Below are 24,994 nucleotides of genomic sequence, written 5' to 3'. Positions count from 1 at the left end.
CACTCCGAATCATTACCAATATTAGATCAGTTGGAAAATCTAACAACATGATCAGACCAGAAAGTTCGGAGCATAGATTACTCCCTTTCCGCCATAAGATTATTTTTATCTTCACTTTGCGTTCATTGCGATACCCTGTGGGTACTCCCTTAGCCGCATCTACGTAAAAAATTATCTTCTAGCAGAAAGGGAGTAGTTTGGAATTATCATCATCTTCACGCAACACTCAAGATTGTTTAGTCAACCTCTGATAAACTGTCCCCAAGGCATCAGCATCACCAACGTTACCTGGAAACAGCACCACAGGCAAATTAGGAAACTGGGGATGATCGGATGGGGTTAACACCATTGAACAACCAGCTAAAATTTGACCGAGTAAGCGGGCTGAAGTTAAGGTTAGTCCAGTACTCAAGACATCGTTTGAGGTAATGCCACCCTTGCTGATTAAGAATCCTATATCGGATGGTAAACCCCGCACAATATCCATCAATAAACTTGAAACTTTTGTCCCAAACTCCAATCGGGTGTTGACATCTTTAAAGCTCAGTTCCTGACGGCTAGTATAAACTACTGGTGTTTTACCCGCTTCGTGTGCCGCCTGTGTACTTTCTTTGATTTCAGTTAGCAGAACCGCAGATTGATTTGCATCATCAAGTAATCGCGCGACATTTACTTCAATTCCCACTGTTCCCTCTATTTGCAATAGCGCCTCTAACTGCTGAGTGGTCTTTTTCACATGGGAACCAACAATTACAGCACCTGGTTTGCCTTGGCGCACGTATTGCGCCATGTTTTCGGCTGCAATGGGTTGGGGTGGTAAAGCGGCTAAAGCCGTTAAAATACTTGCGCCACTACGAAACAGAAAGCGTTTCCCTTGACTTGCTGTTGCTAATATATCTACTGCAAAGCGGTTGAGATCATCTTGAGTTTCACCATCGACGACAGCGCATTGATTACCACTCAGTTGTAACAAGCGTTCTAAACTACCAGCGCGAATATCAGCGAGGAGAAACCTTTGTACAGCTTCAGCACTAATTCGTCCTTGAGTCTTTTCTTCAACATACTTGGGTAAGTAACTGTGATGGTAGCTGAAGACTGAATCACGGGCAAATTCGGTTTCATGGACTGGAGTGGGGACACCGCCAATCATCAAGTAATGCACGCTGTCGCGGGTGATGCGTCCACCTTCAAAAAAGGCTGGAACAAGAAAATGAGCATCAAAAGGGCCGAGTTCTTGTGCGATCGCATCAGTTTCGATAGGATAATGCCCGCGCAAAGTAGAATCAGAACGGCTGACAATCAAAAAATCGTCAATTCCCTCAGCACTTAAAGCAATTTTCAGATTTTGGCAAACTTCTTTGGTGACAGATGTAGCTGACTCTGGCGTTAGCGATCTAGTGTTAGTCAGTATAAAGAAAATCGGCGAATTGTCCTGTAACCCACTGCGTAAAGTGTCCACATCCCAGTGCATTAGCAGCAAGCAGCTGTGGACTGTTTGAGAACCTGTAGGGTCATCATCTAGGACAATTATTTTTGGTTTGTTGCTCATTTAGGTCAACGGGGCGATTGTTTTGTGGGAAAGTATTGGGCGACTAGAAGTCGCTACTACACAAGCAAAGTCCACCTCCGTAGACTAATGCAAAATCAATGGTTGTATAACCTGCGGAGGCAGGTTTTGTCTGTGTAGCCGCGACTTCTAGTCGCCCAAGGTTGACAAACATCCACTTAGCCTTTGTGCAATTTTCTGATTTCTGCTTGCACATCGATCGCAATTTGCAATGATTGATTTAGCAGTTGAGCATATTCGCCTGCTTGACTACTAACTTGTAAAGCTTGCAGACTGGCTAAATTATTCACAAATAACTCTTGGTTATTAGCAAGCAATTTTTTATTATCTCGCAAAATTCGTTCCGTTTTCAGAGCGCGGACTAAATCTTCTCTAATTAGTTGTAAGGCGGCGGTGACTTTATCTCGGTCATGGATGCTGCTTTCTACGTTTCCTGATGCTGCCAATTGGTCATTAATATCGATGGCAACAACCAGGTCATGATATTTATCAACTTCGTCTAAAAGTATTGTCAGTCCTTCAGGACAGGTCAATTGTCGCCATAGCCATCGCCCCACTAATATCGGCATTGGCACTAAAATTAGTAAAAGAATTCCTAGTCGAATCGAAGAACCAATAGTTGGCAGAATAATAAACGCATAAACAAAACCCACAATTATGGGCGTTAGCGCCAGCGTCACCAACATTTCATTGATAAAAAACCCTAATCGCTTTTTGCCATCTCGCAGAACAGAAGGTCGAAAAACGTCTTCTGGATCGAATCCAGTCAAACGTCTTAGTTCCCCCTTACTAATTTCCAAGCCTATTAAGTCCGGCTGCACGGCTGCATACTCCTATGGAAACCCAAGTTGCGTATTCATTTTAATCGGGTTTACCGTAATGATTGTGGTTATATTCAGGAAACCAGTTTTCATCTAAGATTTGTTCTAAAGAGCCAATGGGTACAGCAGGAAATATGTCAATGGTAAGTTGAGAGCGTAGTTTACCGCCGTAGGCATCGCTTGCTTCTGTTCTTGCATCTTGATAACATTCATCAAATATTTCTAAAATGTAAGGTTTCATACTAGGACTATCTTTCAGAGCTTTTTTAATTTCTCTACGAAAAGTCCTGATTTCTCCTTTCCAATGTCCTTGATTACGTTCTCGTTCTTCATCCCAACACTTGAGTTTTAGTAGATGTTGAAGAAGCTTAATTAATAAGCTTTCAATTGTTCGCTTCTCCCTTCTACCAATACTTTCTAACTCTTCTAACAAATTCTCCAAATCAACAGAAGAAAACTGTCCAGTGCGAAGTTGATTTATAGTTGTCCTCAGCCACAGATAATAATCTTCGTCGTATAAGGTTTGAGTTGCTGATTGGATTATTGGTTTTACCATAGACTAGCCGAACTCCTACTATTTTTTTAATTTAGCCAGATCGACTGAGGGTAAACGCCAACTCAGTGTGACTTGCACTTGTCCATTAGGCAAAGCTGACATTTCCCATTCACCCGCATCGCACTCATCATCTTACTGCCATAGCCACCTTTGGGACGTTCACAGGTCGTATGGTTGACGATTGAGCCGTATTCTTGGGCTGCTAACGCTACATACTCAGTATCCATCATGCTGAGGTTATGAATTCCAGTTACGGTGCAATAGCGGAAATATTCCTTAAGTCTAAACTAAAGCTTACTGAAAGAATGAGGTTTTAATTTATCAATTTATTGAGAATATACAAGATCCCATTCATCAACCTCCAAATTCTCAGCCCTAAAAATTGATAATTACGAAGGGAAAAGAAAATGCCTAAGACTAAAGCCAATAAAGGAAAAGCAACAGACATTTTGGCATTAATTGAAGCAGAGCATCGTCAAGTTGAGAAGCTTTTTGAAGAAGTAGAAAAAGCTAAGGGTGCAAAATTAGTTGAACAATTCAATCAAATCTATGTAGCGTTGATATTACATGCAAGAGCTGAAGAATTAGTTTTCTACCCAGCTTTGCGAGAATACGAAGAAACTGAACAATATGTTGAAGAAGCTGAAGAAGAGCATGAAGAAGTTGCAGTTATTTTAGAAGAGATTAAGGCGCTTAAACCTACCGATCCTGAGTTTAAAGAAAAAATGAGCGAATTGAAGGAAACATTTGAGCATCATGCAGAAGAAGAAGAAAGCGAAATTTTTAATGCTGTGCGCGAATGTATGAGTGATAAAGAGCTAACTGAATTGGGACAGAAGTTTCAGGAAACCAAAGCTAAGTTGGTGTCAAATGTAGAAGCTGCATTAGCAATATAGGAACCTAATTTCTTCTCAGTATTTGTATAAACAGTTAGTCCTAATTCAAAGGTAATTGGTGCATTAAGCAAAATATTCCTTTATCAGAGAGGAGAAAAATGACTGCTACAAATGGTAAGCGCAAAATTCGTTATGCTGTTGTTGGTTTAGGTTGGTTTGCTCAAGAAGCCGCCTTACCTTCCTTTATCCACGCCAAAAACTCAGAATTAGTGGCACTGGTTTCAGATGACCCCATTAAAAGCGAAAAACTGAGCAAGAAGTATGGCATTAAGCATACTTACTCTTACGAGGAGTATGAAGACTGTCTCACAAGCGGTGAGGTTGATGCAGTTTATATTGCATTACCTAATCACTTGCATTGTGACTACACTGTGCGGGCTGCTAATCAGGCAATTCATGTATTGTGTGAAAAGCCAATGGCAGTGACAGAAGAAGAGTGTGAGGCAATGATTAAAGCTGCCAATGATAATAATGTCAAGCTGATGATTGCCTATCGCTTACATTTAGAAGAAGCCAATTTACGAGCAGTCGAAATTCTCCGCTCGAAGCAAATTGGTGAACCACGTATTTTCAACTCGGTTTTTAGTCAACAAGTAGAAGAAGGCAATATTCGTTTACGAAATGTAACTGGTGGTGGCACGCTCTATGATATCGGCATTTACTGCATTAATGCTGTACGTTATCTATTTCAAGATGAACCAATTGAAGTATTTGCTGTAGCTGCCAGTAACGGAGAACAACGTTTCAGCGAAGTGGAAGAAATGGCTAGTGTTACTTTGCGTTTTTCCAACGAGCGATTGGCAACATTTACCTGTAGTTTTGGAGGGGCAAATGTTTCAACCTATCAGGTTGTAGGTACTAAAGGAGATTTACGAGTAGAACCTGCCTATCCTTGGCAGGGAGAAATCAAGCATTATTTGACAATTAATGGTGAAACTCAAGAGCGTACCTTTGAGGATCATGACCAACTAGCAGCTGAATTTACCTACTTCTCTGATTGTATTCTCCAAGATAAAGACCCTGAGCCATCTGGGACAGAAGGGTTGATTGATGTTTCGATCATTCAAGCACTTTATCAGTCAATTGAGATGGGTAAACCTGTGCAGATCCAAACTCGCGCTCGCCATCAACGTCCCACATCGACTCAAGCTATTGAACTTCCTCCTGCTGAGAAGAAGCCAGATTTAATTCATGCTGCTTCCCCTTCTGGTGAGTAGTAAGTAATAACAGATACACAGTTAGGAGTGTAAAGCTAGCTGTATGCTCCTAAATGTGTATCTTGAATCGAAGATTGCAGCGATCGCCATGTAATTGTAGGGGCACAATATAATCTTGCACCCCTACACATCTGGTCTATTCAATTCAAAATGTTGTATCTTCCTAAATATTAAGGATAAAGACCTCTGTCACTTAGGGCCTGGGAAACTCTACCCACCCCTAAAGTGTAAGCTGCTAATCTTAAAGAAATTTGCCGCTTATTAGACTGCTGAATCACCTTGCGGTAGGCTTGCACCATCAAATGCTCCATTTCGCGGTTAACTCGCTCCTCATCCCAAAATACGTAAGAAAGACCCTGTACCCACTCCAAATAGCTAACTACCACACCGCCGGCATTCGCTAAGATGTCTGGTAGTACTATCACACCCCGTTCCTCTAGAGACAAGCTAGCCTCAAGAGTAAGTGGCCCATTAGCTGCTTCTGCGACAATTTGCGCTTGCACCTGATTCACATTTTCCTCTGTAATCTGGTTTTCTAAAGCTGCTGGTATTAAGACATCGCAGGGTAAAGCTAATAAATCTGCATTGCTAATTGGTATAGATTGCGGGAAACCTACAATACTCTTGCGGTTTTCAGCAGCGTAGATTTTCAACGCGGGAATATCAAGACCAACTTCGGAAAATATTCCCCCAGCACCTGTTGAAACAGCGATAATTTTCGCGCCTGCTTCATATAGTAATTCAGCAGCAGCACCACCTACATTACCAAAACCCTGAATTGCTACTCGCACTCCTGCCAAGGATTTACCTTGATCTGCCAGCGCCTCACGCACAGTAATCATCACGCCACGTCCGGTTGCCATTTCGCGTCCCAATGAACCACCAATGGAAAGCGGTTTCCCAGTCACAACCCCTGGTACAGCATTACCGACATTCACAGAGTAAGTATCCATCATCCAAGCCATCTCACGGGCTGAAGTCCCCATATCTGGCGCAGGAATATCTACAGAAGGCCCAATATCTTTAATTAACTCGCTGATATAACGGCGGCTGATTCGCTCTAATTCGCCAACACTGTAGCGTTTTGGATCTATGGCAATGCCACCCTTACCACCACCATAAGGAATACCCAACAATGCACATTTCCAGGTCATCAGCATTGCCAAAGCCGATACTTCGCGCAATGTCACAGCCGGATGATAACGAATTCCACCTTTGTAGGGACCTAAGACATCGCAGTGCTGTACCCGGTGTCCAGCGAGAACCTGTATTTCCCCGTCATCTAGTTTCACGGGAATGGAAACTGTGACAACCTTACGCGGGTGGCTGAGAATTTCCAGCAAACCTTGATTTAAATTTAATTCTTTAGCTGCCGCTTCTAAGTAACTACAGGCTTGGTCAAATGGGCATATATGCGCTGGAGAAGCAGGTTCTAGCGGTAGTAGTGATTTTGAAATCATAAAATTTTCTCCTAATCACGGTATCTTTACGAACCGGATATCATTCTGTAACTAGCTTATCCTTTTTTTGAGAAAAATAGGAATTTTGTAGTTTTTGTTACAGTTTTTTATTTTATATTGTGCTGTAGGTACAAAGTACTATGGGGACTTAGCTAACGCGATCGCTACATTCTGTCCACCAAAGCCAAAACTCAAACATAAGACCTGCCTAACTTTACTTAGACGTGTTGCTGTAACGATTTCTAAATCAAATTCTGGCTGCTGCAATCCTACACAAGGCGGTAATATTTGATGCTTTAATGCCATGAGAGAAAAAGCTACGCCTAATGCTCCTGATGCTCCTAATGTATGACCCGTGCTTCCCTTGGTAGAACTAACTGCCACGCCTTGGGGAAACAAGCGCTGGATTACCATACTCTCCATCTGGTCATTTAGCTGAGTTGCTGTGCCATGAGCATGAATGTAATCAATATCGCTTGGTGATAGACAACTACGTTCTAGACATTGTTTGATAGCTGCGATCGCACTTTTCCCTTCTGGTTCCGGTGAATTACTATGATATGCGTCGTTAGTTAAGCCGAAACCGAGAATTTCACCATACACTCTTGCTTGTCGCTGTTTTGCCAACTCTGCGGACTCTAAGACAAACACGGCTGCGCCTTCGCCCAAAACTAAGCCTTCTCGCTGCAAATCAAAGGGATAAGCCCCAGTTTTTGCCAAAGCACCCATCTGCTGAAATCCAGCTAAAGTTAGGGGTGTAATCGGTGCTTCCACTGCACCTGCGATCGCCTGTTGGCATTGCCCAGTTTGGATAAGCAAAGCTGCTTGGGCGATAGACCAAATTCCAGTTGCACAAGCTGCCATCGGTGCCAAAACCATACCTGTTGCACCGATTTGTCTTGCAGCTGCGATCGCATTGATATGAGGTAATATCTCTAACCAATTTCCAAAATCTGAAACGGATGAATTTTCCGCATCTTTATACATTTGCCGCGCCAACATCTCCCAAGATGCTTGATAAGAGCGACTCGATCCAATGACGACAGCACAATCAGCTAAAGGTGGAACTAACCCAGCATCTCGCAAAGCAGAAGTAACAACCATTTGAGTTAACATTGTCAACTCAGATGGTTGTTGAGCAATCAAACCTAGAGGAAGTGGTTTTATTTCTGGAAATGGCTGATGTAACCTAATTCCAGATTTACCTGCTATCAGATTTTTCCAACTATCCTCTAAACTTCCACCCAAGGCGGAAACTAGGCCAATACCAGTGACAAGAACTTTCACTAAATTTAGGAGTTAGGAGTTAAAAGTTAGGAGTTAGTAGTTATTCTCCCCCTGCTCTCTTCCTCCTACTGCCCTGTTATTTTCAGATTTTCAGCCCCTTGGGTGACTTTAGCAGAATCAATGCGATCGCCTTGCTGAATTTTGTTCACTACATCCAAGCCTTGAGTGACATTGCCAAACACGGCGTAGTTACCATCCAAGAAGGCTAGATCCGCCAAAGCAAAGTAAAACTGAGCAGAAGCCGAATCTGGTGCTTGCGATCGCGCCATCGCTACTGCACCCTGTTTATGGGGCAATACGACGGGTTGAGCAGTAGCATCAAATGGTTTGTTATAAAGCGGAGTATCCGAACCTTTCGGTTTAACTTCTAAAGGTATATAGCGAGCATTTCCCGTTTTTGGGTCAATATAGCTACCGGTTCCCAGCTGATCTGCTGGAACTTTCGGGTCTTTGCTTTGGGGATCGCCCCCTTGAACTACAAACGGTTGGGGTTCGCGTACAACTCGATGGAAAGCTAAACCATCGTAAACGCCCTTTTGAACTAAATCTACGAAGTTACCAGCTGTAATGGGGGCATTAGTGCCGTCTACTTCGATAGTAATGGGCGAACCTTTAACCGTCATTACCACAGTCGCCTTACCTTCAAGACGTGGTAAACCTGCGATTCCAGGAATACTCTCACTACTAGTTTGAGATACAGATGTTGCTTCAGTAGTCGTCTGGGTAGTCGAGGTAGCTGTCGAGGTTGGAGAAGAGGTATTAGAAGCTACCTGCTGTGTTGAACATCCTCCAAGCATCACAGCACTGATAAGCACAAAAGAAAGCAAAAATTGTGAAATTTTTAACCGCATTGCAAGTTACTGATTTAACCACAGTATCTTATCCTTTTCAGGGGAATTGGGATTAGAGGAGAGGTGACAGCTAACAGGTGATAGGGAATAATCTGTACCCTGTAACCTTTACCCTCTACCCTAATCTCTTAAAGTCCTTCTAACGATACTCCCAAAAAGCGGGCTAACTTCGCACCTTCTGTTTCTAACTCTGTTAAAGATAAGGGTTGTCCAACTCGTGTTAAGGGAATATCTCGCCGCCCCTTAATGCGTAGATAGAGGGCGCGAAGGGGATTAAGACCTTCTTTGACAGCTATTCGCACAGATTGCACATCTTCTATGCGGCTATCAATCTCAATTCGGCGATTTTTGCCGGGAAAACCCCAACGAAAGATTTTGATTGTGCCAGTTTCCTGATTAAATTCGTTGTAGCCACCACCCACATCCAATAAAATCACTAGCCATAAGTATGTGGCTAATAGCAAGCCAGCAGCACCATATAACCCCATCACCAATCCTTGGGGGACAAATACTAGTTGAGTTGGATCGGAAACTATGAGTAAATTAACTTTTAAGTAGCTGGATATCCCAGCCAGTAAAAAGCCGCTTGCTCCCAAGGTAACAATAGTTGCCCACCAGTAGTTACTGAACCGACGAGAACCGAGAACATTTTGATGCAGGAGGCGATCGCCTTTGTTAATCGTTGTTGATGTCGTCATTGAACTACAATTGCCTGTGAGATACTCGCTGTGAAATACTCGTACACTGAATGCTACTAGACAGAACTTGACTAAATTGAAGGCTAGTCATTCAACTAAAGAACACTTTAGAGGGTCTGCTGCTTGATTATTTTACCAAACATTGTTGACAAAAACTCAGCTGCTCTCCTGCCTCCTGCGACCCATATAATCTATTTGTGAGGGCACGGTTACAATTTTTTTACTCATTGGCCGATAAAAATTCTCTCTTTCCTGCCCCTGCGTCTTTTTGACCTCTTGGGAATGAGTTACCTACCTACGTCCATCTAGACTAAATTTTCTTACATTTCTGAGAAAAGTTGTGTCAAATTGTAAAATTTCTGATATTCATATTATTTATAAGGTTCGTGTTTCATGCCTGATTTGCTTCTGTGTGTCAGGCAAAAACCCTGAGTAGTGTGATAAGTTAAGAATCATTAAGTTACCACAAGCTAGATTACTAGCCGATGGTACGTGTAATGGCATAAAGAAAGAGAAATGCTGATTTCACAGGTCAGCAACTTCTCAGAATCTCAGTCGCTTTTAAGCTATTGAGATTGTCAAAAAAAACGTTAATTCCTCACGGCAGCCGGTTACATTGGCTCTCCGTATTGCCTTAGAAACGTTGCAATTTTAGTAAAAAAAGAGGATTTTAGTCCGATGACCATCGCAGTTGGACGTGCGCCCAGTAGAGGGTGGTTTGACGTTCTAGACGACTGGCTCAAGCGCGATCGCTTCGTATTCGTAGGTTGGTCAGGGATACTATTGTTCCCCTGCGCCTTCCTAGCACTAGGCGGTTGGCTGACCGGCACCACCTTCGTCACCTCTTGGTATACCCACGGATTAGCCTCCTCCTACCTAGAAGGTGCTAACTTCCTAACAGTGGCAGTATCCACCCCAGCCGACAGCATGGGACATTCCCTATTGCTGTTGTGGGGCCCAGAAGCCCAAGGCGACCTCACCCGTTGGTTCCAACTGGGTGGCTTGTGGCCATTCGTTGCCCTACACGGAGCCTTTGGTTTGATTGGCTTCATGTTACGGCAATTTGAAATTGCGCGTCTAGTAGGAATCCGTCCTTATAACGCCCTCGCCTTCTCAGCTCCCATTGCAGTATTCGTCAGCGTATTCCTGATGTACCCCTTGGGACAATCAAGCTGGTTCTTTGCTCCCAGCTTTGGCGTAGCGGCAATTTTCCGGTTCCTGCTATTCCTGCAAGGCTTCCACAACTGGACACTCAACCCCTTCCACATGATGGGTGTTGCTGGTGTATTGGGTGGTGCATTATTGTGTGCCATTCACGGAGCCACAGTCGAAAATACCTTGTTTGAAGACGGTGATGGTGCTAACACCTTCCGCGCCTTCAATCCAACCCAGTCTGAAGAAACCTATTCAATGGTGACAGCAAACCGTTTCTGGTCACAGATTTTCGGGATTGCTTTCTCAAACAAACGCTGGTTGCACTTCTTTATGTTGTTCGTGCCAGTCACAGGTTTGTGGATGAGTGCCGTCGGCATCGTCGGTTTAGCACTCAACCTGCGAGCTTATGATTTCGTCTCCCAAGAATTACGGGCGGCGGAAGACCCTGAGTTTGAAACCTTCTATACCAAAAACATTTTGCTGAACGAGGGTATCCGCGCTTGGATGGCTCCTCAAGATCAACCCCACGAACAATTTGTATTCCCTGAGGAGGTATTACCACGTGGTAACGCTCTCTAATAGACCAAATATATTAGGCGGCACTGGACGCGACCAAGAATCTACTGGCTTTGCCTGGTGGTCTGGTAATGCGCGTTTAATCAATCTATCTGGCAAACTCCTGGGCGCTCACGTTGCCCATGCTGGCTTGATTGTATTCTGGGCAGGAGCGATGACTTTATTTGAAGTCGCTCACTTCGTTCCTGAAAAACCCATGTACGAACAGGGCTTGATCCTGTTACCTCACCTCGCTACCCAGGGTTGGGGCGTTGGTGCTGGTGGTGAAGTTATCGACACCTTCCCCTACTTTGTTGTCGGTGTACTCCACCTAATTTCCTCAGCCGTCCTTGGCTTTGGCGGTATCTATCACGCCGTTCGTGGTCCAGAAACCTTAGAAGAATACTCTTCTTTCTTTGGTTACGACTGGAAAGACAAGAACAAGATGACCAACATCATCGGATTCCACCTGATTATTTTGGGATGCGGTGCGTTGCTGTTGGTTTTAAAAGCAATGTTCTTCGGTGGTTTGTATGACACTTGGGCACCAGGCGGTGGTGACGTTCGTGTTATTACCAATCCAACATTGAACCCAGCAGTTATCTTCGGTTATGTAATCAAGTCTCCCTTCGGTGGCGAAGGCTGGATTGTCAGCGTTGATAACTTAGAAGATGTGGTCGGCGGTCACATTTGGATTGCCTTTATCTGTATTGCTGGCGGCGTTTTCCACATTCTTACCAAGCCTTTTGCTTGGTCACGTCGTGCATCCATCTGGTCTGGTGAGGCTTACCTTTCCTACAGCTTGGGCGCTCTTTCACTGATGGGCTTTATTGCATCCATCTTTGTTTGGTTCAACAACACCGTTTATCCCAGCGAATTCTTTGGCCCTACTGGTCCAGAAGCTTCTCAAGCTCAGGCTTTGACCTTCTTGATTCGTGACCAACGCTTGGGTGCTAACGTCGGTTCTGCCCAAGGCCCCACAGGTCTAGGTAAATACCTGATGCGCTCTCCAACTGGTGAAATCATCTTCGGTGGTGAAACCATGCGCTTCTGGGATTTCCGTGGCCCTTGGTTGGAGCCTCTACGTGGCCCCAATGGTCTTGACTTGGAAAAAATCAAGAACGATATTCAGCCTTGGCAAGCTCGTCGCGCTGCTGAATACATGACCCACGCTCCTCTGGGTTCTTTGAACTCCGTGGGTGGTGTGGCTACTGAAATTAACTCCTTCAACTACGTATCTCCTCGCGCTTGGTTGGCGACTTCTCACTTCGTACTAGGATTCTTCTTCCTAGTTGGTCACTTGTGGCACGCTGGTCGCGCACGGGCTGCGGCTGGTGGTTTTGAGAAAGGAATTAACCGTGATACTGAGCCAGTGATGTTCATGGACGACCTAGATTAGGTTGTAAAGTTTATTTCATCACTGACAACTAAATAATTTAAAAGCTCTTGCGTAAAAGCAAGGGCTTTTTTTATAGGAAAATTAGTAATCTGCTGATTAAATTGAGGAACTTACCAAGGTAATTAATACTATGAGCGACTCTAATTTTATTGAGACTTTGCGATGGACATCAGAAGCTAAAGAAAAGTTACAAAATATTCCCTTTTTTGTCCGCTCTCAAGCTAAAGCAAGAATTGAACAGCTAGCTCGTGAAGCAGGTCAAGAGGTTGTGACAGCTGATTTGGTAGAACAGGCTAGGCTTGAGTTTGGACAATAAAACATTCTGGAGGTCGTAACAATGACAGTCGCCAAAAATCGAGCAGACCGAGTAATACTTTACGACATTAGTTGGCAACAGTTTGAAAATCTTCTAAAAGACTTGGGAGAGCATCGGGCAGCAAGGTTAGCTTACGATCGCACCACTTTGGAAATTATGACACCTTTACCTGAACACGAACACTATAAAGAGGTAATTGGCGATTTGGTCAAAGAAATCGCTGATGTGCTGGATTTAGACTATGAAAGTTATGGTTCGACTACCTGGAAGCGAGAAAGTCGAATGGCAGGGGTAGAGTCAGATAACTGCTTCTATTTCCAGAATGAAGCTACGGTTCGGGGTAGATTGGATCTGGACTTGAAACAAGACCCACCGCCTGATTTGGCACTGGAAATTGATGTTACCAGTAAGTCTCTAAATCGGTTTCCCATTTATGCCCGCCTGGGAGTACCAGAACTCTGGTGTTATGACTCCGGTGAACTCAAGATTTATCTCCTGCAAAATGGGGAATATGTCGAGTCAGAGAACAGTTTAGTGTTTCCTAGTTTAGCAATTCGGGATCTGCCAAAACTGATTGAGCAAAATCGGGCAAATGGCAGACGGGCAATTCGTCAGGCAGTGCGGGAATGGGTGAAGATTGAACTACCCAATCAACCTAATTCATAATTACGAATTATGAATTAATATCAACTTCCTCCCACATTCATTGCTGCTAAAAAAGCCTTCTGGCTCACATCTCTGTAAACTGTATTTAAATACTTCATTACCACATCACTGGAAGTTGAATTTACTGCATTTTCCTCTTCCTTCGCTAGTGGGATTGCTCCTAATACATCTAATACCATCTCGCTCGTGGATGGTGCAATCACTACCAAGGATGACTCTAGTGGCTCATTATATTGCCAGAAAGAATCAATTTTTACCGAGTATTTGTTATTAGAAATTGATTCTTGAATATCGGGCGTTTCTGTGGTATTTGGTTGAATCTTAGCACTACGTAATTCGCGTAAATCACTGATAATTTGCTCTTTGGTGCGTCCGCGCAACTGAAATAGTACAAAGGGGTCTTCACTGAATCGATCGCCTAACTGATAGTATATCGCACCAATATGTTTACAGGGATTTGCTTTATCAGGACAAGAGCATTTACTCTGGACATCACCAAGGGTAAATGGAAATATCGAAAGACCATTTGCCGTGAAGACTTCTTCTATATTTTGTGGCATTTCTCCTGCTAGTAGCTTGGCAGCAAAAATTGCTTTTTGGGACATGGTTTCAATGACATAACCCCATTGTTCATCGGTAAAGGGTTCAAGGGAAAGGGAAACTTTATAAGGTTCTACTTCACTACCTTGCACTCTAGCCAATACTTTCGCACCTTTAAATTCAATGCTGAGAACATTTCCTTGACGAGCATAATTTCTCGCACGTTCTAAACGCTTTTTAAAGCGATAGGAATCTAGCAAATCTAGCCATTGTTGTGACCACCATTCCCGACTTGCTTGTAATGTGTAATTAGTCATAATAAATTTAAAATTATAGAATAAATGGGTTTATCTAGTTTTGTGACAGTTACCTCAGACTATAGCGTTTAGGGACTTGCGAAAAAATAAAGTACCAGCCATTCTAGAATATTTAGGAAGCGCGGATCTACTAACCCCCACTAAATCTCTAGAATGAAAATCCCTCAAGTCATGCTGACTGACACCATCAAATCTACCTTTAAAGATGCAGCCAAAAAACTAACTGGCAGTCGCAAAAGAGACTTCATGGCAAAAGTCACCGAAGATTACTTCGATAGTTCAGCCCGCAAAGCAGAAACAGTGTTGGGGTGGAATCGCCAGAGTGTACAACTTGGCTTGGATGAACGGCGGACGGGGATAGTCTGTGTAGATAACTATCAGGCAAGAGGAAGACACAAGAGTATTGAGATTCTGCCCAATTTAGAATCGGATATTCGTTCATTGGTAGATGCTAAAGCTCAAACCGACCCAAAATTTCAATCAACTTTTCTGTATGCGCGCATTAGTGCCAGAGCAGTAAGAGAGGCATTGTTAGGTGAAAAGGGATACGACCAGAGCGAATTACCGTCTCGCCAAACCCTAGGGACGATTCTTAATGGCTTGGGGTATCGCCTAAAAAAACACAAAAAACCAAGCCCTTGAAAAAGATTCCCCAAACAGATGCCATATTTGAGAATGTGTTCCGGGAGAATCAGGCATCAGATGAGAATCACAAATCGTTGAGAGTGTCTATTGATACTAAAGCCAAAGTGAAGATTGGGAACCTTTCTAGAGGTGGTAAAGCCCGGACACTGGAGGCAAAAGCCGCTGATGACCACGATACACAGTGGCAAGAAGTCTTAGTTCCATTTGGTATTCTCAACACACACAGCCAGCAGCTATCAATTTACTTCGGTCAGTCGGCTGAAACTAGTGATTTTATTGTCGATTGTTTAACCGCTTGGTGGCATGAGAATCAACACAATTACCTTGAGCTTGATGAATGGGTGATTGATCTCGATGGCGGTGCGGCGACTCGCAGTGACCGCACACAATTTATCAAACGCATGGTTGAACTGTCTGATGCGATTAATTTAAGAATCCGACTGATTTACTATCCTCCCTACCATAGCAAGTACAATCCGATAGAACGGTGTTGGGCTACTTTAGAAAACTATTGGAATGGCGCGATTTTAGATTCTGTTGAAACCGCACTACATTGGGCTTCTAATATGACTTGGAAAGGTATTGCACCCATTGTACATCTGGTTGAAACCACCTATGAAAAAGGAATTAAGGTTCTTTCACAAGAGTTAGAACAATATCAACCTTTCTGGCAACGTTCTGAAACATTACCCAAATGGGATATCACGATTGTCCCAGTTTGATTGGTATCTTATTTTATTGCAAGTCCCATTATGGTTGGGAGCATATCAGTTTTGCAAATATACGCCTACAGACTGGAAGTCTGGGATTATACAGAGACGTAAAACCTTGAATTAATTACTAATTACGAATGACGAATTATTCTATCCCCGTCTTACGCCGCAACCACTCAACCAATTGGCGCGAAAAATCCAAGTTCTTATCGCGCAAGCGCTCTCGGATTTCCAGCGCAGTCAGTGCTAAGGGTAGTGCCTCTGTATAGCGCCCCTCCTCCTTCAAAACTTGTGCTAACCCCTCTTGAGCATCAGCGACCAAACTTTGCTGTCCTATTTCCTGCGCCAGGGTTAACTGACGCTCGTACCAGGTACGGGCTTCTGTAGGGCGGTTGCGGTTAAGGGCGAGATGTCCTAAACCAGCAGAATGAGAAGCTTCTTGTTCTTTAAAACCCAGCTTTTTAGTGATCGTCAATGCTTGCTTGTAGTAAAATTCGGCGCCATCGTAGTCTCCCTGCGAGCGTGCAAATCCTCCCAAATTGTTGAGAGCGATTGCCTCTCTCTTCTCATTCCCCAACTTTCGGTAAATTGCTAATGCCTCCTGGTACAACTGCTCCGCTTCCGCCCAGTCCTGGCGTTGCTCTGCAATCACTCCTTGCATACGGGTTGCAAAAGCCTTGTCCCGAAGGTTGCCGCCCCGTTCCATCATCTCCTTCATTTGATCTCCCGAACTTGCTGTTCGATCTTTGTCCGCACGTTGATAGTGAATCCAGGCAACATGATATGCACCCCAACCAGCATCGCTCCACTGACTCAGTGCCTTTCCTGCCAGATATCGCCACTCAGCCAAGCGTACCCACTCATCCCAGTAGCCTCGAAACCGGAGGAAGCTAGACAAAGCGTGTTCCAAATCGATGAGCATTTGGGCAGCTTGTTGGTCTTTCAGCGTACCGGGGATACCTGCCACCTCCCACAAGTTTGCCGCCACGCCTTCTAGATTCTGCCACTCGGCTTCCAGCTTGTCATGGGTCTGATAGGCATCTTTGCCCTCACCCCCGTACTTCTGGGCAAAGTCTACCCAGTAGCGCAGAACTTTGCGTTGGGCGGCAGAGTCAAACTGAATTCCACTTAGGGGTGCAGTCCCAACAGTATCCGTTCCGTCCACAGCTGCCAGGATATATGTGCGAGTGAGGGGGTGCAGGCCAAACCGTTCTCCATCCAAATCATTCACCAAAGATAGAGTTACCAGCCGTTCTAAAGAAACTTGGATCTCGGTTATGGCTAAATCCGTAGCATCTGCCAGTGCTGTGGTTTTTGCTGGTGTCAGGAATACAACCAGGGCACACAACACTGTGCGATCATTTCCAGAGAGAGTTTCGGCGGCATCGGCAAACAGAAACCCGTAGAGATCGGGAGATTTGGCGGCATTACGCAACCGCTCTAGGGCATCACTGATGGAGTAACCTTTGTGTGCCACCTGTCCCAATGTCCAATCTAGCGCTAGGGGATTGCCACCAGAGCCTTCATATAAAGCAGTCAATATCTCTGGCTTCGTTGCATTTAATTCCTGGGCTAGACGGGGGTGCGACCTTCCTTTCGCTTGCATTAACTCCAAAGCTTCTGTCTCTAAGAGACGATCTAAGCGGATGGTGACGGCGCTTTCCCCAGTGCGGCGGCGGCTGGTGATTATCGCTTTGTTGGGGGTGGGCAGTTTCCGCAAAAACTCGGCAATAATATCGCGTTCTTCTGCATTCAGAGTTTCCAAGTTGTCCCAAATCAACAGGGTGCGCCGTCCCCGCAGGGCATCGAGAAGGGCGCGGCGGCGTTCTGTGGCATCAGTCATTTTCACAATATCTGTTTGTCCCAACCCCTTGGCAAATTCCCGACAGAAGCTATCGAGAGAAGACAGGGCGAGGGTTTCTTGTCGCACTCCCTCAGTCGAGAGCCAGGTAGTTTTGGCAGAAACAAACAGGTAGGCATCAAACAAGGCTTGCTTACGGGCAAGGTGTGCTACCTCTAGCGCTAACACCGTTTTCCCCATACCACCAATACCATCGACCGTCACACCCCAACCGCGCTCCTCTGGTGAAAGTGCTTCCAAACAACGGGCGATTTCTTGTTTGCGTCCCACAAACACATCGTTATAGCGGGGCAAATTATCGGGCACGCTTGCCGGGCGTTGTCCCTGTAACTGGCTTAATCGCGCCTCTAGGCTAGTGACTTCTTTTTGTTTTTCTTCTAGTTCGATTACTAAGTCCGGCGGAATTCTAATCCCATAACTAGCTTTTTCCTCCTCTATTATCTGAAGGGCGCGACGAGCGCGGTTGAGAGTTCGCTCTAGTGCTTCTTGATTATCCATAAGGTTATATAAAAAATAAATGTAATATTAATACGCTGCAAACTATGGAGATCCCCCTAAATCCCCCTTAAAAAGGGGGACTTTAAGAAACTCTCTTGCCCCACTTTTTAAGGGAGGTTGGGGGGATCAAAAGCCTGTGGGGGAACTCTAGTCTTTCACAGTATCTCCCAAAACTCGGCGGTTGGTGTTCGGAACTCGGCGGTTTGTGTTCAGAACTCGGCAGTTGGTGTTCGGAACTCGGCAGTTGGTGTTCGGAACTCGGCAGTTGGTGTTCGGAACTCGGAAGTTGGTGTTCAGAACTGGACGGTTCGTGTTCAGAACTGGACGGTTCGTGTTCAGAACTCGACGGTTCGTGTTCAGAACTCGGAAGTTCGTGTTCAGAACTCGGAATGAGAAAAATCATCGTTGGATATATTTGCTTAATCCAATCCTGTTCTTTGATGCCGGGACTCTAATTCAGTTACCTGGCGACGTTTCTCTTCTAATTCAATCTGCAAATCCACTGGAATACGAATGCCAAAGGAAGCAGCTTGTTCTTCTAAAATTGCTAAGGCTCGTTTTGCTCTTGCTAATGCAGGTGTTACCACTTGTTGATCAGTCATAATTTGCAAATCTGGAACTGTGGTTGAGCTTGGTAGTCCCTTTCCTCCCCGCAGCATAGCAATAGGAAAATCTTCCATCGCCGTATCAAAAAACGGAGTCTGTTCTGCCTGATGTTGGGTTCTGGCGCTCTCTGGAACAGTTTTACCCAAATGATTAATCAGATTTGAGAGCATAACTTTGGAATCCCCTGGTTGATTAGCTGCTCCCCGCAATGCCTCAATTAGATGATAAGTATAGAGACTCATGGTTTGATCAGGACGTATCCAAGAAACCTGATTGCCTCTGGAGGACGTAAACACCGCCCGTCCTTCGCCCTGCTTCAAGGCATCGACTACGCCCTTGGGCAATGCCGTAGCGATAAAATCAGCAGGTAGTTCGCCTTTAGAAGTAGCCATACCCTCTGCATGACAACTATCAATTACCACCCACAACCGCTTTGCTTGAATCTGCCGCAAAGCTTGAGTAAATTCTTGGGCAGATAGGGCGGTGTTAGCAATATCTGTGGAATTGAAGTCATGTTGCAGCAAATAATAAGATTGACTTGATAAATCAAAGCACCCATGACCAGAGTAAAAAACTACAATTGTTGCATCTTTATCAGCAACCTTTTCCTTTAACCACGTTAATCCATCCAAAATTGCGCTGCGCGTTGTCTGTTCATTCTGCAATAAGCGAATATGTTCGGAATCATCCACATAGGCACACAAGTTTGGATCGGTTAGCACTGTTTTCAGGGCTTGCACATCTTTAACTGTGACAGGCAATGAATATCGGGATTCGGCTGTTGTGCCAACCCCAATTAACAACGCATAACCGTGGGCAAAGTGATTCGACATGATGGCACAGAGTAAAGAAGAAGGTGTGATATTTTTCAATATCGCATATTTAATCTAGTGGTCTGTCCCATTAATTTTGCGAGGTTTGTAGTGAGCGCTAAAGCGCTCAAATTAAGGACTAAAGTCCTTACTACGAACTTATTCTGCATCATCGTCAATTACTGCACTGCGATCAAGTATTAGTAAGTTGCGGAGTTGGTCTGTATCCAGTTCTGTCAACCATTCTTCACCAGCACCTACAACTTGTTCAGCTAGTTGTTTCTTACTTTCAATCATGTCATGAATTTTTTCTTCTAAAGTGCCAGTGCAAACAAATTTATGTACTTGCACATTTCGGGTTTGACCAATCCGAAATACTCTATCTGTGGCTTGATTCTCCACGGCTGGATTCCACCATCTATCAAAGTGAAATACATGATTTGCTCGTGTTAAATTTAGTCCGACACCACCCGCTTTCAGAGAAAGAATCATAATCGGTGGCCCTTGAGGATCGTGTTGGAAACGGTCAATCATTTCCTCACGTTGTTTTTTGCTGGTGCTGCCATATAAAAAGAATATTTCTCGTCCTAGCTGTTTTTCTAAATAGGGTTTAAGTAACTTACCCCACTCAGCAAATTGTGTAAAGATTAAAGCGCGATCGCCTTCTGCTAAAACTTCTTCTAACATCTCTTCTAGCCGCAGCAGTTTGGCTGAATTATGTTGCTCTAATGTCGCCTGTTTCAAATATTGCGCTGGGTGATTGCAGATTTGTTTGAGTTTGATTAGCAAAGCTAAAATCATCCCACGACGTTGCAATCCTTCAGCAGATTCTATCTCTGCTAAAGATTGTTCTACAACTTGTTGATAAAGTGCGGCTTGGTCGGTAGTCAGTCCGCAAAATACGGTCATTTCTTGCTTGTCTGGCAAGTCTTGAATGATGTCGCGATCGCTTTTCAATCGCCGCAGTATAAATGGTTGCACTAATGAACGTAATTGAGTCAAAGAAGCCGTATCGCCATACTTTTCGATTGGCATAGCAAATCGGCGCTGGAAAAATTGCTTATTGCCTAAATAGCCAGGATTGAGAAAATCCAAAATAGACCAGAGTTCTTGTAGTCTATTTTCTACTGGTGTCCCCGTCAACGCAATACGAAATGTCGCTTCTAATTCTCGCACTGCTTTTGACTGCTTCGCATCTGGATTTTTCACATTTTGGGCTTCATCTAAAACAATTATCTGCCAAGAGACACTTTGCAATGATTTGATATCTCGATGAAGCAGTGAGTAGCTAGTAACAATTAAATCATGTTTTTTTACTGCTTCTAAAAACGCTTTCCCTTTTGGGCGTTTGTCGCCGTGATATTGTAAAATCTTCAGGCTTGGTGCAAATTTATTGACTTCCCTTTCCCAGTTACCTAAAACAGAAGTTGGACAAACTAGCAGTGTTGGATTTTCTAGCGCATCCTGTTCTTTCAAGTGCAGTAGAAAAGCGATAAATTGGACAGTGTTATGGCAAATAATATTGTTAGCGACAAAATTATGATGTTCGCTAACTTCAAAGTCATAAACCCATCCATCATAATCTATCTCTTCTATTGATTCTATCCGGCAATAAAATACCTCTTGGTCGAGAAGACATTGCAAAGACTGTCTTGTTAAGCTCAACTGTTCTACATCTAAGTTGCTATATGCTGTCAGTGTTTGAGTTGTCCACTTGGAAGGTTTTAGTAACTGATACTGTTCTTGGGCTTCTCCACTGATAATGCGGTTCATTCCAGCTATTACTCGTTGTAAACTACCTCTAGAAAATTGCTGTGAACCATTAATGTAAACAGTGTTGTGCATCCCAAAATGCCGCAATGGGAGTCCCGTTGCTATGACTGTTTGAGCAACCATATCAGAAGCAGGTATTCCTTCAATATTTGTGTTGCTGACCAGTTGACAAATTCGTTCTAATTTGCTCTGCTTTTCTGAGTTATTAAAACCAATTTCTTGGATAAATCTGCGGGCAGAGTTACCTCCAATTACACCAATATAGTAGGGGCGTAAAGTACGAGTTCCATTAGTGGCACACTTCAATTTGGGTGATATTCGCAACCAAATACCGAAGCGCCGCAACAGTGCAGAAAGTTGCTGAATCAGTAAAGCTGAAGCTGTAGCAATTTCAATACTCCCCATACTCAAAACAACAGCAGATTCAGCATCAAAATAGTTTTGTAAAAATATCCGCACACTATCCAAGTCTGCCTGCATAATGAAGGGCGGAATAGATTTTTCTGCCGATAGTTTACCCCAAACATAACCTTTAGCTTCTAAGAATTCCCGATAGGCTTGGCTATTAACTCGAAGAGCAGAAACTCTGTTAGGGAAGGTAGAGATATTAGGGCTGTTAATTTTGAGGTTATAGCGCTCTTGAATACGTTGGCAAATCTGGAGTAAATCTTCTAATACTCTGGTATCTTTTTGGGATATTGTCACTCTTCCAATATTGGGTAGTTCATGCCCTTCGGCAATCTGCCAAGCAAGAAACTTGACTAAATCAGGGTCTTGTAGTTTTCCATTCCAAAGCATTTTACCTGGGACACAAACGTAATCACCCACCTGTAAGTTATTTGTCCAACCTTTACTTGTTAGAAGCTTGTGACGATGAGTGATAGTGATATTGCTACCGTCTTCTAACGTGACTTTTCGTAATTTCTCGCGGACTTGCTGCCGATACAACCGCCTGACATTAGCCTGGACAATTTTGCCTGTTGTTTCATCTATGGAATTAACTAATAATTCCTCTGTGGGGTTAGCCCAAAATCCTTCGCCGTCAAACTCTGTTTCTTTAGCGTGAGCTGTCCAGATTGTCTCGGCTGTGTGTAACAGTCCATTTACATTGACTAGAGTGTCATTTGCTACGCATTTACCGAGTCCCATATCGTCTGCGAGACACGCGCCTAAGCCCCAACGTTCCAAGAAGGATAGCCAAGCAGCACCTCGTTCTTGATAAGGTCGCAACTGTCCTTTAAAGCCTTCTGGTGTCGGTAAAGGTGCGATCGCTTGATTATTGTTTAGCGCCCCAATTAACTCTTGCAACGCCCCAGATGCCTCAAAGCTAACCACTGGTAATTTTTCAATTACCTGGGTGTCTCCTGTACTGAAACGCAAGGCATCTTCCAAGGAAAGGGCCATTTGGTCTTTGCGAGTGGTAAAAAAAGTTTGGGCTGTCTTAATGTCTTGAGGCCGCAATTCCACCCACTCGCCGTTAATTTCCACTAGCGGACTATTTAAAGCCACAAGTTTATCAAACTCAGCTTTAGAAATAGTTTGTCCACCAATTGCCAATTGCCATTGGAAATTTAGTAGACTTTGCAATCCTAAACGTCCCTGCTTTTTCTTTGGGGTTTCGGCTGTAATTTTCAAACCCAAACGATTCGCCCATCCTTCGCGGTTCGCCAAACTAGGAGGCAAAATGACTCCTAAACCACTGTCTTCCAATCTCCAAGCTACAGCTTTGATAAACTCATAAGCTTGCATCGGTGTGATCCGAGAAGATTGGGGATATTCGGTTTCAAAACTGGGTGCGATCGCTGGATATAATCGAGAAGCTAGCCCTAAACCTCGCAAAAAGGTTTCCTGTGGTTGCTCAATTGTCCGATTTTCATAAACCAATCGTTCAACTGGATTGTTCCAAATAGTTGCCGCATCCACCAAAAACTCAGGATCGTCAGCCGCTTGCAAATAATACGCCAATGTCCAATCTGTTTCACCTGACTCTGGAGAACGCAGTTGAAAACAGGTACGAAATAGAGTTTTAAGAGTTAATTGGTACTGTAGCGGCATCGTCCAAGCCTTCAGTGCCGCTTCCAGTCGTTCCACTTCAATTGAATCTGCGTTAACTGTATGAGATGCACTAGTTAAAGCTTGCAACCACTGTCGCACCCCACCGGGTAAAGATGCCATCGCCTTAGCTTCCATTGGAGGCTGAGAACCTACCATCCCTCGCACTTGCGTATCTATCGTACTGTTGAGAAATCCCAAAAGTAATTCTTGAGGTTCGGCTGGAAAGTCTACATATATTAGGCATTCGGCATGGTTATTTTCCTTGTCCCCTTGTCCCCTTGTCTCCTTGTCTCCCCCATCTCCCTGATAAGTACGACAAACCAACGGCATATCCGCAGAAAATTTTTCTAGGCGAGTTCCATCTACAGCACTGTCTAGAAGTACTTGCCATTTAGCAGCAAATGCACCGTCTGATTGCCGTTCAATTCTTGGTAAAAACTTACACCGTGAAATTAAATCTAAACTCCATCGGGAAACTTGCGACCAAAAACGTAAATCTCCTCCTAAAAAAGCATCTTCACCTTTTGCAGCATTTAAGGGAATAGCAGCGAGAAATTTTACTGCCTCGCTGGGGTTGAGACAAAAACCTTCAACCCGCCACGGTTGCAAATATTGCGGAGAGTCTGTTTCTAGCCCCAAGCTGGCAGAATGCACAGGGAAAATTGCAGATGTTCCTTCTGTACTCTCTTCGGGAATATAAGTTGGTAGGGCAATTATATGTGAATGCGTTGGTAAACTTATCTCAGTGGCACTGGCGGCTTTTCGTGTTCGCCCAGTAGTAGCATTTGCAACTTGGGGTTGCTGGATAAAGTTAGTAATGGCCATCTTCTGAGAAACCAACCACTCACTCAACTCCACTGATGTCATTGCCAATGGATGTGGTGGGATATCTCCAGTTTCACTAGATTCTAAATTGACTCGTGGCGATCGCCAAGTTTCTCCCCAAATAAATAAACAACCCTTTTGACTTTTTAGTAACCAATTACCGTGTAAAATCGCCATTTGCTAACTACTCAGATTCTTGTAAAATTAAATAATTTAACTCGCAAAGCTCTAACTATTAAATCTTGCCAATAGCATTTATAATCAAATCATTGCATACAAATAATTTTCAAATAATCATTCTGCATCAATATTATTAGTAATGGATTTCCCCATTGTTAAAGTTATAAAAAATAACATAAAAGTAGAACTAGATTATATTCATCCTCAAGAACAGGAGGTTGTAAGAGCATTACTCAATGTTGTAATTGTTGAAGGTAAAACTTATCCCCAAAGGCAACCTCTATCTCAGGCAGAATTTTCAACTTACTGGTTAAGCAAGGATGCCTTTGTTGTCAGGACATCTGTTTTGGATGCTACACACAAGCCCAAAGAAATATTGGGGGCGTTTTATTTAAAACCAAACTTCCCCGGTCGGTGTTGCCATATTTGCAACGCTGGTTTTATTGTACAACCTGGGTTGCGCGGTCAGGGTATCGGGCGGTTCATGGGGGAGGCTATGCTCTTGATAGCAGCAAACCTGGGCTACGAAGCAGTAATGTTCAATTTGGTCTTTGAAACTAATATACCTTCAATTACCCTTTGGCAATCGTTAGGATTTGAGATTATTGGGCGAATTCCTCATGCGGCGAAGCTAGATAATGAACAGGTGGTAGACGCGCTGATGATGTATCGTGCTTTGGATTGATGACAACTCTTATCTTTGTATGTACTAGAAGTCAGCCCTA

The 24,994-nt window shown here is 43.9% G+C and carries 22 protein-coding genes; 9 read left to right on the top strand and 13 right to left on the bottom strand.

What is annotated here, in order from left to right; translation table 11 throughout:
• Positions 1 to 226: 226 nt before the first annotated feature.
• The 4 genes from GJB62_RS17020 to GJB62_RS17005 all read right to left on the bottom strand — a co-directional run bounded on the left by GJB62_RS17020 (position 227) and on the right by GJB62_RS17005 (position 3,174).
• On the bottom strand, positions 227 to 1,549 hold the full coding sequence (locus GJB62_RS17020) for a four-carbon acid sugar kinase family protein (RefSeq protein ID WP_114081719.1): 1,323 nt from the start codon (positions 1,547 to 1,549) through the stop codon (positions 227 to 229).
• A gap of 176 nt (positions 1,550 to 1,725) precedes the next feature.
• Complete coding sequence (locus tag GJB62_RS17015; RefSeq protein ID WP_114081718.1) at positions 1,726 to 2,388, bottom strand: hypothetical protein; 663 nt, start codon at positions 2,386 to 2,388, stop codon at positions 1,726 to 1,728.
• Between the two features lie 40 nt (positions 2,389 to 2,428).
• On the bottom strand, positions 2,429 to 2,944 hold the full coding sequence (locus GJB62_RS17010) for a DUF29 domain-containing protein (protein WP_114081717.1): 516 nt from the start codon (positions 2,942 to 2,944) through the stop codon (positions 2,429 to 2,431).
• A 62-nt stretch (positions 2,945 to 3,006) separates the two neighbouring features.
• Entirely contained in the window at positions 3,007 to 3,174 is a 168-nt protein-coding gene (locus GJB62_RS17005) for a hypothetical protein (protein WP_159402526.1), read from the bottom strand.
• Positions 3,175 to 3,351: 177 nt separating this feature from the next.
• Here GJB62_RS17005 and GJB62_RS17000 point away from each other — a divergent pair, with 177 nt between their 5' ends.
• Together GJB62_RS17000 and GJB62_RS16995 are read left to right on the top strand one after the other, a co-directional pair.
• On the top strand, positions 3,352 to 3,840 hold the full coding sequence (locus tag GJB62_RS17000; protein WP_114081716.1) for a hemerythrin domain-containing protein: 489 nt from the start codon (positions 3,352 to 3,354) through the stop codon (positions 3,838 to 3,840).
• A gap of 98 nt (positions 3,841 to 3,938) precedes the next feature.
• Complete coding sequence (locus GJB62_RS16995) at positions 3,939 to 5,057, top strand: Gfo/Idh/MocA family oxidoreductase (protein ID WP_114081715.1); 1,119 nt, start codon at positions 3,939 to 3,941, stop codon at positions 5,055 to 5,057.
• Between the two features lie 170 nt (positions 5,058 to 5,227).
• On the opposite strand, the gene GJB62_RS16990 is transcribed toward GJB62_RS16995, so the two are convergent.
• The 4 genes from GJB62_RS16990 to GJB62_RS16975 all read right to left on the bottom strand — a co-directional run bounded on the left by GJB62_RS16990 (position 5,228) and on the right by GJB62_RS16975 (position 9,353).
• On the bottom strand, positions 5,228 to 6,517 hold the full coding sequence (locus GJB62_RS16990; RefSeq protein ID WP_114081714.1) for a Glu/Leu/Phe/Val dehydrogenase: 1,290 nt from the start codon (positions 6,515 to 6,517) through the stop codon (positions 5,228 to 5,230).
• 138 nt (positions 6,518 to 6,655) lie between these two features.
• Positions 6,656 to 7,804 (bottom strand): beta-ketoacyl-ACP synthase, encoded by a 1,149-nt coding sequence (locus GJB62_RS16985; RefSeq protein ID WP_114081713.1) that lies wholly within the window; start codon positions 7,802 to 7,804, stop codon positions 6,656 to 6,658.
• Positions 7,805 to 7,869: 65 nt separating this feature from the next.
• A complete protein-coding gene (locus GJB62_RS16980; protein WP_114081712.1) occupies positions 7,870 to 8,655 on the bottom strand; it encodes a peptidylprolyl isomerase in 786 nt (261 codons plus the stop codon).
• 128 nt (positions 8,656 to 8,783) lie between these two features.
• A complete protein-coding gene (locus GJB62_RS16975; protein WP_114081711.1) occupies positions 8,784 to 9,353 on the bottom strand; it encodes a photosystem I assembly protein Ycf4 in 570 nt (189 codons plus the stop codon).
• Between the two features lie 678 nt (positions 9,354 to 10,031).
• Between GJB62_RS16975 and psbD the strand changes: the two genes are divergently transcribed.
• From psbD to GJB62_RS16955, 4 genes are all read left to right on the top strand, one after another.
• The gene (gene psbD, locus GJB62_RS16970) at positions 10,032 to 11,087 is read left to right on the top strand and encodes a photosystem II D2 protein (photosystem q(a) protein) (RefSeq protein WP_012409998.1); all 1,056 of its coding nucleotides are present in this window, start codon (positions 10,032 to 10,034) and stop codon (positions 11,085 to 11,087) included.
• The gene (psbC, locus tag GJB62_RS16965) at positions 11,071 to 12,462 is read left to right on the top strand and encodes a photosystem II reaction center protein CP43 (RefSeq protein WP_114081127.1); all 1,392 of its coding nucleotides are present in this window, start codon (positions 11,071 to 11,073) and stop codon (positions 12,460 to 12,462) included. The genes psbD and psbC overlap by 17 nt, the downstream gene beginning before the upstream one ends.
• A gap of 130 nt (positions 12,463 to 12,592) precedes the next feature.
• Positions 12,593 to 12,778: a PCP reductase family protein gene (locus tag GJB62_RS16960; protein WP_114081126.1), complete on the top strand. Its 186-nt coding sequence runs from the start codon at positions 12,593 to 12,595 to the stop codon at positions 12,776 to 12,778.
• A 21-nt stretch (positions 12,779 to 12,799) separates the two neighbouring features.
• Positions 12,800 to 13,444, top strand: a complete 645-nt coding sequence (locus tag GJB62_RS16955; protein ID WP_114081125.1) for a Uma2 family endonuclease — start codon at positions 12,800 to 12,802, stop codon at positions 13,442 to 13,444.
• A gap of 20 nt (positions 13,445 to 13,464) precedes the next feature.
• On the opposite strand, the gene GJB62_RS16950 is transcribed toward GJB62_RS16955, so the two are convergent.
• Complete coding sequence (locus GJB62_RS16950) at positions 13,465 to 14,301, bottom strand: SWIM zinc finger family protein (protein WP_114081124.1); 837 nt, start codon at positions 14,299 to 14,301, stop codon at positions 13,465 to 13,467.
• Positions 14,302 to 14,454: 153 nt separating this feature from the next.
• Here GJB62_RS16950 and GJB62_RS37070 point away from each other — a divergent pair, with 153 nt between their 5' ends.
• Both GJB62_RS37070 and GJB62_RS37065 read left to right on the top strand, forming a co-directional pair.
• Positions 14,455 to 14,943: a hypothetical protein gene (locus GJB62_RS37070; RefSeq protein WP_209271446.1), complete on the top strand. Its 489-nt coding sequence runs from the start codon at positions 14,455 to 14,457 to the stop codon at positions 14,941 to 14,943.
• Complete coding sequence (locus GJB62_RS37065; protein ID WP_209271445.1) at positions 14,940 to 15,668, top strand: transposase; 729 nt, start codon at positions 14,940 to 14,942, stop codon at positions 15,666 to 15,668. The genes GJB62_RS37070 and GJB62_RS37065 overlap by 4 nt, the downstream gene beginning before the upstream one ends.
• A 136-nt stretch (positions 15,669 to 15,804) precedes the next feature.
• On the opposite strand, the gene GJB62_RS16940 is transcribed toward GJB62_RS37065, so the two are convergent.
• The 4 genes from GJB62_RS16940 to GJB62_RS16925 form a co-directional block, all read right to left on the bottom strand.
• Entirely contained in the window at positions 15,805 to 18,018 is a 2,214-nt protein-coding gene (locus tag GJB62_RS16940) for a tetratricopeptide repeat protein (RefSeq protein WP_114081271.1), read from the bottom strand.
• 82 nt (positions 18,019 to 18,100) lie between these two features.
• A complete protein-coding gene (locus tag GJB62_RS16935; RefSeq protein WP_114081272.1) occupies positions 18,101 to 18,421 on the bottom strand; it encodes a hypothetical protein in 321 nt (106 codons plus the stop codon).
• 16 nt (positions 18,422 to 18,437) lie between these two features.
• Positions 18,438 to 19,496 (bottom strand): caspase family protein, encoded by a 1,059-nt coding sequence (locus GJB62_RS16930; RefSeq protein WP_245245950.1) that lies wholly within the window; start codon positions 19,494 to 19,496, stop codon positions 18,438 to 18,440.
• A gap of 99 nt (positions 19,497 to 19,595) precedes the next feature.
• On the bottom strand, positions 19,596 to 24,266 hold the full coding sequence (locus GJB62_RS16925) for an SNF2-related protein (RefSeq protein ID WP_114081274.1): 4,671 nt from the start codon (positions 24,264 to 24,266) through the stop codon (positions 19,596 to 19,598).
• A 142-nt stretch (positions 24,267 to 24,408) separates the two neighbouring features.
• Between GJB62_RS16925 and GJB62_RS16920 the strand changes: the two genes are divergently transcribed.
• On the top strand, positions 24,409 to 24,954 hold the full coding sequence (locus GJB62_RS16920) for an N-acetyltransferase (protein WP_114081275.1): 546 nt from the start codon (positions 24,409 to 24,411) through the stop codon (positions 24,952 to 24,954).
• Positions 24,955 to 24,994: the final 40 nt, after the last annotated feature.

This window comes from Nostoc sp. ATCC 53789 (assembly GCF_009873495.1).
Classification (GTDB): domain Bacteria; phylum Cyanobacteriota; class Cyanobacteriia; order Cyanobacteriales; family Nostocaceae; genus Nostoc; species Nostoc muscorum_A.
Note: the sequence above shows the minus strand (reverse complement) of the source record. Positions and strands in the feature narration are given on the sequence as shown.